We start from the raw sequence: 12,390 nt of genomic DNA on the forward strand, positions 1-12,390 counted from the left end.
TCGCTCCGGCCCAGTAATCAGCCCGTGGCAGTGGGTGAAGGTGAACCCGTACCCGGGGAGGCTGAGCCCGAAACCGCTCCCGGGCTGCCAGCGGTCTGCGTTGCAACTTCGGCAGGGGCCGTTTTGGCATAGTCGGTCGGGTGCACCTGGTAGGCATGCTTGTCGAGAGCCTGCGCCTGACGGTTGACCTCCTGCAATTGAGCGTCTGTGAGCTGTCCGGCCTTGACCAGGTCCAAGGTCTCCTGATTGTCGCCACCCACTGCTGTCACTTTCACCAGGCCTGTGCCTGCTGAATAGAACTTCCGCTGGTGGCCGACTTCGGGCTCCAGCGGATTGCGTTCGTCAATGACCAGCACGTCTTCGTAGCACCCGCTGGGAACACACACCCGCTGGTTTTCCTGGACGACAGCCCCGCAATCCAGGAATTTCACTGCGGGTGCGTGCGCCTGCACATAACTCGGCGCGCCGACCCGGGGTTTGCCCTGCATCGCGATCCCTCCCTGGGCTCCGGAGAGCCCGCTCAGGAAGGTGTTGGGCGCGCCGACGAATTTTCCGTTTTCGAACTCTTCCGGATACTCCCCGAAGAGCCAGACGTCTCCACTGTCTGTCTGGGCAAAGAAAGCCAGTTCCGACTCCACCAGTTCGCCATCGGCATAGTCCCGGTCCCACAGCACCTGCGTCTTGACGCCGTCTATCACCTTGGTCAGTCCGGTCACCGTGTGGGTCACCATGCGCTTGGTGGTGCCTTCTGCACTCTCGACTGTGCCCGCTGTGGTGTATTGCATGCCGGGCGTCAGCGGGAACCACTTGTTGTCAACCTTCGGTGATGTTTGGAAGGCGCCGCGGTCGAAGCTGAGCACCGTCCCCGGCCCGCAAAGGCCAGCGGCCACAGGCGTGCCTGCCGGTGTCCGCGTGGGCGTCGGTGTGGGGGTGGCAGTTTCCGCCGCCGACGGGGATGCCGCACCGGGAGTCCCCGTGGTGGTGGCCGGTGCCGGCCCGCCGTTTTGCGGGGAACAAGAGCTCACCGCGGACATCGTGAAAAGCAGCAGGAAACCGGACCAAAATGCCGCTAGTCGTGGGTGTGGCTGGAACATGTTTCTGGCCTTTCGCCGGTGGAACTTCAGGGGCTTCCAGCAACCGCCCTCGCTGCTTGGAACTCAGCGTTCTGGCAGTGCTATTGAGATCGCGCCGTTACAACGCAGGTCGGTCGGGGGCGCGGGCAGGTGTCTCTTACAGCGATTCACGCAGACATGGACCGAAGGGTTCAGCCTCCTCTCCTCAACCTGAAGCTGGGGCCGGTTTCGGACGGGGTGGAAACAATATGATGGCCCTGTTGGCGTTGTTTGAAAAGACGGTTGCAGCGTTGCCGGCCTCAAGCCGGACGGTGTCCGGAACTTCTTGCCAGCTTTGTTACTGACCAGTAACATAGTGCTTGATGTCGCGCGGATGCGCAGTCGGCGTGGGCATTTGGCCACCGCCGCGGTCCGCCGCCCATGTCTCGATGAGGAGTTACACGTGAGCCCAGCCCGCAGCACTGGAAAACCCGGCGCGAATCCCCGGACCGTCCGCGATGTCGTCTTTGTCGACGGCGTCCGCACTCCCTTCGGCCGCGCGGGCGAGAAAGGCATCTACGCCGGTACCCGCGCCGACGACCTCGTGGTCAAGTGCATCCGCGAACTGATGCGGCGCAACCCCGCGGTCCCGGCGGCACGGATCGACGAAGTCGCCATCGCCGCCACCACCCAGACAGGCGACCAGGGCCTGACCATCGGCCGCACCGCCGCCCTGCTGGCCGGCCTCCCCCGCACAGTGCCCGGGTTCGCCGTCGACCGGATGTGCGCCGGTGCCATGACGGCGGTAACGACGACGGCGAGCGGCATCGGCTTCGGCGCCTACGACGTCGTGATCGCCGGCGGCGTGGAACACATGGGCAACCACCCGATCGGCGCCGGCGCCGATCCCAACCCGCGCTTCCTGTCCGAGCGGCTCGTCGACCCGGCGGCCCTGAACATGGGCAACACGGCCGAAAATCTGCACGACCGCTTCCCCGCCATCACCAAAGACCGCGCCGACGCCTACGCTGTCGCCTCGCAGGACAAACTGGCCGCGGCCTACGCCAAAGGCCAGATTCAGCGGGACCTCGTGCCGGTCGCCACCATGAAGCCCGGCCAGGGCTGGACCATCAACACCGTTGATGAGCCGCCGCGGCCGGGAACGTCACTGCAGGACCTCGCCGCGCTTAAAACCCCGTTCCGCGCCCATGGCCGGGTCACCGCCGGCAACGCCGCCGGGCTCAACGACGGCGCCACCGCGGCCCTGCTCGCCTCCGCCGAGGCTGCCGAGGAACTCGGCCTGCCGGTCCGGATGCGCCTGGTCACCTACGCCTTCGCCGGCGTCGAACCCGAGGTCATGGGCATCGGACCGATCCCAGCCACCGAGAAGGCGCTGAAGAATGCCGGCCTCGGCATCGGCGACATCGGGCTCTTCGAGGTCAACGAGGCCTTTGCCGTCCAGGTGCTCAGCTTCCTGGACCACTTCGGCATCGCCGACGACGACGCCCGGGTCAACCGCTACGGCGGCGCGATCGCCGTCGGACATCCGCTGGCGTCCTCCGGGGTCCGGCTGATGAACCAACTGGCCCGGCAGTTCGAAGAAGATCCCACGGTCCGGTACGGCATGACCACCATGTGCATCGGCCTGGGCATGGGTGCCACCGTAATCTGGGAGAACCCGCACCACCCGGATTTCGGCACTTCCACCGATGCCGCAGACAGCACCGATTCCGCCACCGAGAATGGAGCCGCAGCATGAGCGCCGCTGACTTCCGCAAGCTTGCCGATCTCTTCCCCAACGAGACGGTCACCCACTCCTATGTCCAGGACGTCGAGCTGCCGGCAGTGGACGGCAAAAGCCCCGGCACCTTCGCCCTGATTACGCTGGACAACGGCCTGGACCACACCAAACCCACCACGCTCGGGCCCAACACCCTCTTGGAGCTCGGCACAGTCCTGGAGGCGCTGAAGGAAAGGGCCCGCCGCGGCGAGATTGTCGGCGTCGGTGTCACCGGCAAGCCGTATTTCTTGGTGGCCGGCGCCGACCTGTCCACGGTCAAGTCGGTCAGCGGCCGCGAGCAAGGCCTGTGGATGGCCCAGCTGGGCCATGAGGTCTACTCCACACTGGCCGACCTGGGTGTGCCGAGCTTCGCGTTCATCAACGGTGTGGCACTGGGCGGCGGGCTGGAGATCGCGCTGCAGTCCACGTACCGGACGGTCTCCTCGGGCGCCGGTGCGCTGGGGTTGCCCGAAGCGTTCATCGGGCTGATTCCGGGCTGGGGCGGTGTGTACATTCTGCCGCGGCTGATCGGGCCGGAGAACGCGCTCAAGGTGATGATCGAAAATCCGCTAAGCAACAACCGCACGCTCACCGGTCCCCAGGCCTATGAGCTCGGTGTGGCGGACGCCATGTTCGAGCCGGCCGACTTCCTTGAGCAGTCCGTCGCGTGGGCCGCCCAGGTCATTGCCGGTGCGGTGGCGCCGGAGCGTGCCAACGCCGTCGACCCCGCCGATCCACAGGTCGCCACGCGCTGGGCGGCCGCCGTCGCCAGGGGCCGGGCCTTCGTCGAGGCCAAGACCTCCAACGCCTCCCCCGCCCCGGCCAAGGTCCTGGAGGTGCTAGATGCCAACCGGACCATGACCCAGGCCCAGTCCGCGGAGCTCGAATGCGAGACGCTCGCGGACCTCATGCAGACCCCCGAGTTCCGCTCCACGGTGTATGCATTCCTAGACCTCGTGCAGCGTCGCGCCAAGCGCCCCGCCGGGGCCCCGGACAGCAAGCTCGCCCGCCCGGTGGGCAAAGTCGGCGTCGTAGGGGCTGGGCTGATGGCGAGCCAGCTCGCCCTCCTGTTCGCCCGCCAGCTCAAGGTGCCGGTGGTGATGACGGACATCGATCAGGGCCGGGTGGACAAGGGAGTGGGCTACGTGCACGCGGAGGTGGACAAGCTGCTTGCGAAGGGACGGATCAGCTCCGACGCCGCGAACCGCACCAAGGCGCTGGTGAGCGGCTCCGTGTCCAAGGAGGGTTTTGCGGACGCCGACTTCGTGATCGAGGCCGTCTTCGAGGAACTCAGCGTCAAGAAGCAGGTCTTCAAAGAGGTCGAGGCCATTGTCTCGCCCGAGTGCATCCTCGCCACCAACACCTCCGCGCTGTCCGTGACGGCGATGTCGGCGGACCTGGAGCACCCCGAGCGGCTCGTGGGCTTCCACTTCTTCAATCCGGTCGCGGTGATGCCGCTGCTGGAGATTGTCCGTGCGCCGAAGACCGACGACGCCGTGCTGGCCACGGCATTCGAGCTCGCCAAGGGCCTGAAGAAGTCCGCCGTGCTCGTCAAGGATGCCGCGGCGTTCGTGGTAAACCGGGTGCTGCTGCGCCTCATGGGCGAAGTGACTGCGGCCTTCGACGAGGGCACCCCGGCCGAGGTGGCTGATAACGCCCTGCGGCCCATGGGCCTGCCCATGACTCCCTTCGTCCTGGGCGCCATGGTGGGCCTGCCGGTGGCCCAGCACGTCCAGGAGTCGCTGCACGCGGCCTTCGGGGACCGCTTCCGGGTCTCGAAGAACCTGCAGGCGCTGATCGAGAATGGCGTCACGTCCATCTGGGATCCGGCCTCCGTGGCGGCCGGCAACCCTTCCATCCCGGCCGAGACGCTCGCGCTGATGTCTTTCGGAACCACCCCGTCCACCGCGGCGGAGGTCCTGCGCCGCACCCAGGACGCGCTGGCGGAGGAAATCGGGCTCATGCTCGAGGAGGGCGTGGTGGCCGGCCCGGAGGACATCGACCTTTGCATGATCGTGGGCGCGGGCTGGCCGATGTTCCTTGGCGGCATCAGCCCGTACCTGGACCGCGTGGGCGCCTCGGAGCGGGTCAACGGCAGGAAATTCCTGGCACCAGGCGTGGCCTCGGAGCCCGCCAGCGCCTGATCTGCCCGGTGTCGCCACGAAAGCGCCGTTGTCGCCGCCGCCCCAGGCGGATGCAACGGCGCTTTCGTGTACCGGAACGGAGCTGCCCACCGAAGTGTCTACGGTTCTGTGGACACTCAATCTACGGGGCGTCTAGAGCCAGCGCTGCCATCTTGTCGCGGTCTCGGCGGTACATGGCCGCATGATCCGTGAAGTCCGCACGACCCGTGACTGCTGCACGGCCGTCGGTAAAATCCGCAAGCTCCGCAAGCCGGGCAGCGACAGTTTCATACACCTTCTTGCGTCCGAAGGGCATGCCGTAGGCCGCGAGCAGAGCATCCAGACGCGCAGGTCTTTGAGCGTTGTCCGGCGCCGCAAGTCCCGCTCCCTCTACGAACGGAACCAGCTGGTAAGCCAGATAGGCGAAATCCCAAATCCTGGGTCCCGGTGAAGCAGTGTCGAAATCGATAATCCCGGCCAGCTGGCGGCCCCGAAACACCATATTGTATGGCGCGAAGTCGTTGTGGCACACGACTTCCGCCGGCTCATGAGCAGGCAATTGCCAGCCGTGCTCGGCCCCGTCGAACCCCACGCTCGCATCATGTATTCGCCGCAACAGCGCTCCAGAGGCCTGCAGGATCGACCCATCCCAGACCCACCCGGGCAAAGGGTAGGGCGGCGCGTTGCCTGGAATGAAGCTCAGCACTTCACGGCCTTGGGCATCCATACCGAGGGCTTCGGGTACTTCGGTGATCCCCCGGGACCGCAGCGTTGCGAGCAAGGCGTGCACCGCGGGCGTCCACGGACCGGCAGTGCGGCGCACCGTTTGCCCTACCTTTGTCACCACGGTCGAATTTCCGCCGACGAGTTCTACTTCTTCGTGATGCATGGGGACAATCTACCGGCAGCGGCACCCCCCGAAAGGCCCTACATGACCGTCGTCGGGCCGAAACTTCGGCGGCACGACAGGGCACCGCCGATCAGACGTCCCGCAGGGTCCCGCCGTCGAGCTCCAGGACTCGGTGCGCGGTGGCGCGGGCGTAGGCGAGGTCGTGGGTGACCAGCACGACGGCGGTCCCGCGCGCCGCGGCGGCGCTCACGGCCCGGTCCAGCCGCTCGAGTCCCCGCCGGTCCAGCCCTACGGTCGGCTCGTCCAGGGCCAGCACGGCCGGCTCGCGTGCCAGCACCGTGGCCAGGGCGAGCAGCCGCTGCTGCGAGGCGGACAGTTCGGCCGGGTGGACGGCCTCGTCAGCCGTGGTGAAGCCGACCGCGGCCAGCGCCGCGCGCGCCCGGTACTCAGCTTCGGCCTTCCCGAAGTGCTGGCGGAGTCCGAACGCGGCTTCCCGCAGGACGGTCCGTTCGAAGAGCTGGTCCCGCGGGTGCTGGAAAAGAAGTCCGACTGAGGCCGCGACTGTTCCCACCGGCACGCCGGCGATGCTGCGTCCGCAGACCCGCACGTCGCCCTCGGAAGGGCGCAGCAGTCCGTTGATGTGCCGCAGCAGGGTGGATTTGCCGGCACCGTTGGGGCCGGTCACAGCGATAATCTCGCCCGGGCGCACGGTGAGGTCCAGGTTCTGCAGCACCCGCCGCACCGCCTGTTCACGCAGCCGATGACCTCGATACCGCGGTGCACCCCATCGCCGGCGGTCAAGGCCGTAGCTGAACCCGACGCCGCGGAGTTCGAGCGGCGCCGGTCCGGAGCTGGGCGGCGGGTAGACGGCCGGGCGGAGAGCGATGGCCGGCACCGGACCATGACCGCGGACTGCTGCGGCGCCCAGGACACCGGCGCGCTCCAGTTCGGCCGAGCCGATCAGCTGTGCCGGCGCGCCCGCCGCGGTGACCGTCCCGCCGTCGAGTACGGTCCAGTGCGCAGCTTCCCGGGCGAGGGTGTCGGCCGCCTGGCTCAGCAGGACGACGCCGGTCGCTGTGCCGGCCGGGTTGCCGGTTCCCGCGCTGCTTCCTGCGCCACAGAGGCTGCGGACCAGGTCCCTGATCTGCTCGGCTCCGGCGGCGTCAAGGGACGCCAGGGGCTCGTCGAGGATGAGAATGTCCGGTTCCGCGATGACGGCGCAGGCGACGGCGAGCCTGCGCAGCTCGCCGCCGGAGAGCGTGGCCGGGTCCCGGTCCAGCAGCCCTGTCAGGCCGGTCCGTGCGGCGGTGCGTTCCACGGCGCGGAACATGTCCTCCCGTGGCACCGCACGGTTTTCCAGGCCGAAGGCCAGCTCTTCCGCAACGGTGGCGCGGACTGTGGAGAGCATCGCGGCAGCGTCCTGCGGTACGAAGGCCACGCGGCGGGACCATTCGGCGGGGTTGATCCGGGGATCCTCGGGCAGTCCGCGGAAGTTCAGCCGGGTCGCGCCAAGCTCCAGGCTGCCACGGAGTTGTCCGGCGTGGCCGGCCCGGAGCCACCCGGCCAGCAGCTTTCCCAGCGTGGATTTTCCGCTCCCGGAGCCGCCCAGGACGGCGGTCAAGGAACCAGGCAGAACCGAAACCGCCACATCGCACAACGCGGGCGTGTTCTCGCCGTGGAACGTGAACGCGTCGAGCCGGGCCCGGAGAGCCGTGCCGACGACCGCAGTCATGCCGTGCCTCCGGCCGGCCAGGAGGCGACGATCCGGGCGGTGACGGCTGCCGCCGTGAGCACGAGTGCCGCTACCCGCAAACGCCGCTGGAGGGGCGGGTCGGCGACGTCGCGGTAGCTGCTGCGGGGTCCCGGGCTGGCGAAGCCGCGGGCTTCGAGGGCCTGGGCCCGGCTGCTGGCGTCGTCCATCAGGGCCAGGACCAGCGGCACCATCTGCAGGCGAAGCGCACCGAGGCGGGCCAGCAGTCCGCCCCGCACCACCATCCCGCGGGTTTCCTGGGCCTGCCGGATCCGGTCCAGGCGGCGGGCGACGGCCGGCAGGAGGGTGAGTGTGGAGGCCACGACGAAGCCGAACTGCGGCGGGATATTCCGCGCCGCGAGGGCTGCGAGGAGATCGGGAACGCTCACTGTGAAGGAGAACAGCAGCAAGACCAGCACGCAGGCGGTGGTCCGCGTTCCCACCTCCAGCGCGAATCCAAGGCCTTCTGCCGTGACGCGGGCCGGGCCCCATTGGGCCAGGACGGTGTGGCCTTCGGGGAAGAACAGACCATGCAGCACCAGGAGCGACAGCCACAGGGGCACCAGAATTACGGCCGCGGCGGCCAGGACCTGCCGCGCGGCTCCACTGCGCACCGCGAGCACCGCCGCGGCAAGTGCCACGGCGATTGACAGCGGCCAGCTCGCTGCCGCCGTCGTGATGACGGCAGTGCATGCGGCCGCGGTCAGCGCGGTCAGGGGGTGGAGGCGGGCGGTCACGGCATCATTCGTCACGGCATTATTCGGTCACAGCGGCTGGTCAGGCGTCCGGTGCTGACGGGGCCTTACCGGCGAGCACGCGGAAGCGCCGGACGAACGGGAACTGGAAGGTGGTGCGGCGCGGCAGCGCGTAGGCCAGCAATGCCGCGATGGTGAAGACAATCGCCTTGTCCATGGGATCGGAAATCAGTGCCTGCTTGGTGATGGCGGCCAGAAGGGTGTCCCCCATGGCCCGGAAAGCGCTGACGATCGCCCCGGTGCCGAGGCCGGAGGTGCCGCCAAAGACAAAGGCAGCGATCGGTGCGGAAACGACGCCGGCCAGGATGCCGGTGATGAACCCGGCCACCGGGGCAAAGTAGAAGCGGCGGAACAGCCCGGCCCGGGCGGCCATGCCGGCCAGAAAGCCGATCAGGGCGGCACCGGCGGCGAAGGGCAAGACGGTCGGATTGAAGAAGGACCAGACGATGCTGCTCAATGCGCCTGTGGCGGCACCGGCGGCCGGACCGGCGAGGACGGCAATCAGGACGGTGCCGATCGCGTCGATGTAGAACGGCAGGCCCGTACTGCCCATGAGCTGGCCGAGGACCACGTTCAGGACCAGTGCCACGGGGATGAGGACCAAGGTGGAGGTGGGCAGGACCGGCAGGACGGCGGCAATCAGCAGCACCGCGCCGAGCAGGAAGCCGCCGAGTGCCACGAGTGCCGAGAAGCTGGCCGGGCCGTTGGCGATGTCAGCCGGCTGCGTGAGGACCAGGAAGATGTAGGTGGCGGCGATGGCCGCGGCGCCGGCGATTTCGAGCAGGCGGCGGCCCCGGTCGGCCGCCTGTCCAGGGGTGGTGACGGTAAGAGCTGGCTGTGACATGGGGTGTTCCTTTGGCTGGGTGCGACAACGTCCGCCTCATGTCACCTCGGCGCAGCTACCATCCTAGCGAGCAGCAACCAATCTAGCGATCCGGACCCGGCCGGAAACGTCCACCGCTCCCGGCGGCGGCGGTTGCGGCCCAGGACCCCGGCCTAGGCGCCCGGCGGCGCACTGCCCACGGCGCGTGCCAGGGAACCGATGGAGGATATGAGCTCGTCGAAGCAGTGCCCGGGGTTGTTGTCGGAGACAATTCTGGCGTTGGGCGGCAGACCCCACAGTCCGCGGTAGTCGGCCACCGTGGTGCCGATCAGCACCGTCGAGTCCGTTTCGACGTCGACGGTGGCCAGCCGGGTGGTGAACGGAGTCCGTCCCACGGCAGCGCAGGCCGCGAAAGCGTCATGTACGTGGGCGACGTAGCCCTGGTCGTATAGCCGGTGGAACTCCATGTAGAACCGCAGAGCGTCGGACAGGCAGGCGACCAGAGGGTTGCCGGATGTGCTGCGCTGGCCCTCGGGCTGCTCCGGGAGGACGAGTTCGGGTTCCGGTGCGCCGGCGGCCTCACCGAGGCAGCGAAGGTGCTCCGGGCGCATCTCAATCCGCTCGGTGGTTTCCAGCGAACAGACGATCGGCAGTTTGTCCTCCGGCAGCCCGCGGTAGGCGGCGAACACCTCCTTGGCGGCATGCGGGTCCACCGAGGTGTTCCATTCGGCCGTGGGAGTCGTGTTGCCCTGGTAATAGAAGCACCCGCCCATGATCACGAGTCCCTTAAGCAGCCGCGGAAGTTCCGGCTCGCGGCGCAGGGCAAGGGCAAAGTTGGTCAGCGGCCCGGTGATCAGGCCGGTGATCTGCCCCGGATGGGCCCGTACCTCGTCCACCCAGACGTCGACGGCGTGCCTCGCCGAGATCTGCTGTGCGGGAGCCTGCAGCTCGGCGTAGCCGATCCCTTGAGGACCGTGGGTTTCCTCGGTGGTGACCAGCGGGATCTCCAGCGGAACTTCAGCGCCGATGGCCACCTCGATGCCATTCCGGCCGCACAGCTCCAGCAGGGCCAGATTGTTCAGCGCCACCTGCCGGGCCCCGACGTTCCCGGCGGTGCAGGTGATGGCCTGGAGGCGGACCTCGGGCCGGGACAGCAGGTAGACCAGGGCCAAGGCGTCGTCGATTCCGGTGTCGACGTCCATCAAGATCGTCTGCGTGGCGGCGTGGGCCCCCGCCGAGTCACGCACGCCGGGACCGCCCGGTACTGGACCGCTCAGATCGGGACCGCTCAGAACAGCGCCACCTTGGGCGTGCGCGGGAAGAGGTCGTCCAGCTCGGCAAGTTCCGCGTGATTGGGTTTCCAGGCCACCGCGGCGGCGTTCTGGCGCACCTGCTCCGGGGTGGTGGCGCCGGCGATGACGCTGCTGACGGAGGGCTGGGCGGCGAGCCAGGAGAACGCGACCTGAACTTCGCTGAGTCCCCGCGCAGCAGCGAATTCCCCGAAGGCACCGAGCTGTTCCCAGTCGGCGTCGTGGACCAGGTTGGTGCGGGTGTGGCTGAGCCGGGAACCCTCGGGAGCCTTGCCGGCCGAGTACTTACCGGTGAGGAGCCCGTTGGCGAGGGGGAAGTACGGCAGGACGCCGATGCCGTAGGCCTCGGCGGCGGGGGTCACTTCGAGCTCGGCGCGGCGGTCCAGCAGATTGTAATGGTTCTGGCTGGAGATGAAGCGCGCTCCCCCGCGGGCCCGGGCCACATACTCTGCCTCGGCGATCTGCCAGCCGGCGCGGTTGGAGTGGCCGATGTAGCGGACCTTGCCGCTGCTCACGAGGTCTTCGAGGGCTGACAGGGTTTCGTCGATGGGCGTCAGCGGGTCCGGAGTGTGGAACTGGTAGAGGTCGATCCAGTCCGTGCCGAGCCGACGCAACGAGGCTTCAGCAGCTTTGATGATGTAGCGGCGGGATCCGCGCGCACCGAAGTCCTCGCCGTTGGCGCCGCGCATGTCCATGCCGAATTTGGTGCCGATGACGGCGTCGTTCCGGCGGCTCCCGAGGGCCTGGCCCAGCATCGACTCGCTGAGACCGGGCTCCCGGCCGTAGGTGTCTGCGACGTCAAAGAAGGTGATCCCGGCGTCCAGCGCGGCATGCACGACGGCGTCGGTGCCCTCCTGCGATTCAGTGACGGTCCCGGTCCGGCCCAGGTTGTTGCAGCCAAGTCCCACGACCGAGACGGATAGTCCGGAATTTCCCACACGGCGGTATTCAGTCATGGATTTACCCTATAACGACCCGCTGGGCCTCCCGTCCACCGCGTCAGCAGCTACCCTGCAGGCAGCTTCAGGCCGTGCTCGTCCATAGCGTCCTGGAGTTGGGCGAGGGTGCGCGGGCAGACTCCCGGCATACCGGCAAGTCGGCGCCGGCCAAGCTGCACAAGATGCTCGAGGGTTTCCACCCCCGCGTGCGCGAGGGACTTGCGCGCCGGCGCCGCCAGTCCCGTCGGGAGTGGAGTGCTGCCTGGTTGGGAGGTTTTTCGCGTCATTGCGTTGCCTTTCAGTTGGTTGCCCCCAATCTGATGCGAGCCGTGCAGGGCCCTGTATCTTGCCTTCAGCGGAGTTGCCTCCAGCGGTGGCCTACAGCGTGAAGCTGTTGGCCGGTTTCGGTGAGTGTTTAAGCTTGAAGGTCTCCTCGCCAAACGGCGCGGCGCCAATGCTCAGCTTGGTGAAGTCCAGATCCTCGCCCCGGATGCAGACCTTGATGGCGTTGACGGTCTTGTTGACGTCCGGGGTGAGGCAGAAGATATTGAGCCTGGCGTCGGAAAACTCGCTGCGGTCCACTATCCCCAAGCCCCGCCACGCCAGATGGCTGATCAGGGCGTCTTTGGCTTTTTCCTCAAGGTACCGGTCCCGGGTGGTCCCGTCCTTGGTTTTCAGCGCGTACTGCGCCACCACCCAGAACTGCTCCTCCTCGGGGATTTCGGCGTAGCCGTCCTCGGCGCACTGCACGGCGAAGGCGTCCAGAAGGCGCTCTGCGGCCTCGGCGTCCTCGACGTCGGTCTCGTCCGTTTTGCTCTGGTGCCCGACGACGCCGTGGTTCATCACAAACTGGCTGTAGTCCTCGTCAAACCATGCTTCCCGGAACTCGAGAACCCCGTCGTCGTTGCGTTTGTAAACCCGGATAATTCCGCTCATATGCCAGTTCCTTCCTGGGCCGTGCGGCGCCGCGGCAGGCGGTGACGCACTGGTTAGTGCTCAATAGAGGTGC

The 12,390-nt window shown here is 67.7% G+C and carries 11 protein-coding genes; 2 read left to right on the plus strand and 9 right to left on the minus strand.

The features are described from left to right. Window positions 1-17 precede the first annotated feature (17 nt). Complete coding sequence (locus tag BM372_RS16540) at window positions 18-1,034, minus strand: hypothetical protein (protein WP_371261761.1); 1,017 nt, start codon at window positions 1,032-1,034, stop codon at window positions 18-20. A gap of 481 nt (window positions 1,035-1,515) precedes the next feature. On the opposite strand from BM372_RS16540, the gene BM372_RS16545 reads away from it, so the two are divergent. Both BM372_RS16545 and BM372_RS16550 read left to right on the plus strand, forming a co-directional pair. Further along, on the plus strand, window positions 1,516-2,811 hold the full coding sequence (locus BM372_RS16545; protein ID WP_090956546.1) for a thiolase family protein: 1,296 nt from the start codon (window positions 1,516-1,518) through the stop codon (window positions 2,809-2,811). After that, on the plus strand, window positions 2,808-4,976 hold the full coding sequence (locus tag BM372_RS16550; RefSeq protein ID WP_090956547.1) for a 3-hydroxyacyl-CoA dehydrogenase NAD-binding domain-containing protein: 2,169 nt from the start codon (window positions 2,808-2,810) through the stop codon (window positions 4,974-4,976). Before BM372_RS16545 ends, BM372_RS16550 begins: the two co-directional genes overlap by 4 nt. A 121-nt stretch (window positions 4,977-5,097) precedes the next feature. On the opposite strand, the gene BM372_RS16555 is transcribed toward BM372_RS16550, so the two are convergent. The 8 genes from BM372_RS16555 to BM372_RS16590 all read right to left on the minus strand — a co-directional run bounded on the left by BM372_RS16555 (window position 5,098) and on the right by BM372_RS16590 (window position 12,317). Then, complete coding sequence (locus BM372_RS16555; RefSeq protein ID WP_090956548.1) at window positions 5,098-5,844, minus strand: phosphotransferase enzyme family protein; 747 nt, start codon at window positions 5,842-5,844, stop codon at window positions 5,098-5,100. Between the two features lie 91 nt (window positions 5,845-5,935). After that, entirely contained in the window at window positions 5,936-7,537 is a 1,602-nt protein-coding gene (locus BM372_RS16560; RefSeq protein WP_090956549.1) for an ABC transporter ATP-binding protein, read from the minus strand. Next, entirely contained in the window at window positions 7,534-8,307 is a 774-nt protein-coding gene (locus BM372_RS16565) for an energy-coupling factor transporter transmembrane component T (RefSeq protein ID WP_256214354.1), read from the minus strand. The genes BM372_RS16560 and BM372_RS16565 overlap by 4 nt, the downstream gene beginning before the upstream one ends. 25 nt (window positions 8,308-8,332) lie before the next feature. Then, entirely contained in the window at window positions 8,333-9,154 is an 822-nt protein-coding gene (locus BM372_RS16570; protein WP_090956550.1) for a glycosyl transferase family 9, read from the minus strand. Between the two features lie 152 nt (window positions 9,155-9,306). Continuing rightward, window positions 9,307-10,335 (minus strand): nucleoside hydrolase, encoded by a 1,029-nt coding sequence (locus BM372_RS16575; protein WP_090956682.1) that lies wholly within the window; start codon window positions 10,333-10,335, stop codon window positions 9,307-9,309. An 86-nt stretch (window positions 10,336-10,421) separates the two neighbouring features. Further along, a complete protein-coding gene (locus BM372_RS16580; protein WP_090956551.1) occupies window positions 10,422-11,399 on the minus strand; it encodes an aldo/keto reductase in 978 nt (325 codons plus the stop codon). 50 nt (window positions 11,400-11,449) lie between these two features. Then, window positions 11,450-11,668, minus strand: a complete 219-nt coding sequence (locus BM372_RS16585) for a helix-hairpin-helix domain-containing protein (RefSeq protein WP_090956552.1) — start codon at window positions 11,666-11,668, stop codon at window positions 11,450-11,452. Between the two features lie 91 nt (window positions 11,669-11,759). Further along, entirely contained in the window at window positions 11,760-12,317 is a 558-nt protein-coding gene (locus BM372_RS16590; protein WP_090956553.1) for a hypothetical protein, read from the minus strand. Between the last annotated feature and the right edge of the window lie 73 nt (window positions 12,318-12,390).

This window comes from Arthrobacter sp. ov118 (assembly GCF_900116495.1).
Lineage (GTDB): Bacteria > Actinomycetota > Actinomycetes > Actinomycetales > Micrococcaceae > Arthrobacter.

Bases quoted from the DNA above. Each gene is read 5' to 3' on its own strand.
- BM372_RS16580 (WP_090956551.1), bottom strand. From the start codon at position 11,399: ATGACTGAATACCGCCGTGTGGGAAATTCCGGACTATCCGTCTCGGTC.
- BM372_RS16560 (WP_090956549.1), bottom strand. From the start codon at position 7,537: ATGACTGCGGTCGTCGGCACGGCTCTCCGGGCCCGGCTCGACGCGTTC.
- BM372_RS16590 (WP_090956553.1), bottom strand. From the start codon at position 12,317: ATGAGCGGAATTATCCGGGTTTACAAACGCAACGACGACGGGGTTCTC.
- BM372_RS16555 (WP_090956548.1), bottom strand. From the start codon at position 5,844: ATGCATCACGAAGAAGTAGAACTCGTCGGCGGAAATTCGACCGTGGTG.
- BM372_RS16540 (WP_371261761.1), bottom strand. From the start codon at position 1,034: ATGTCCGCGGTGAGCTCTTGTTCCCCGCAAAACGGCGGGCCGGCACCG.
- BM372_RS16550 (WP_090956547.1), top strand. From the start codon at position 2,808: ATGAGCGCCGCTGACTTCCGCAAGCTTGCCGATCTCTTCCCCAACGAG.
- BM372_RS16585 (WP_090956552.1), bottom strand. From the start codon at position 11,668: ATGACGCGAAAAACCTCCCAACCAGGCAGCACTCCACTCCCGACGGGA.
- BM372_RS16570 (WP_090956550.1), bottom strand. From the start codon at position 9,154: ATGTCACAGCCAGCTCTTACCGTCACCACCCCTGGACAGGCGGCCGAC.
- BM372_RS16575 (WP_090956682.1), bottom strand. From the start codon at position 10,335: ATGGACGTCGACACCGGAATCGACGACGCCTTGGCCCTGGTCTACCTG.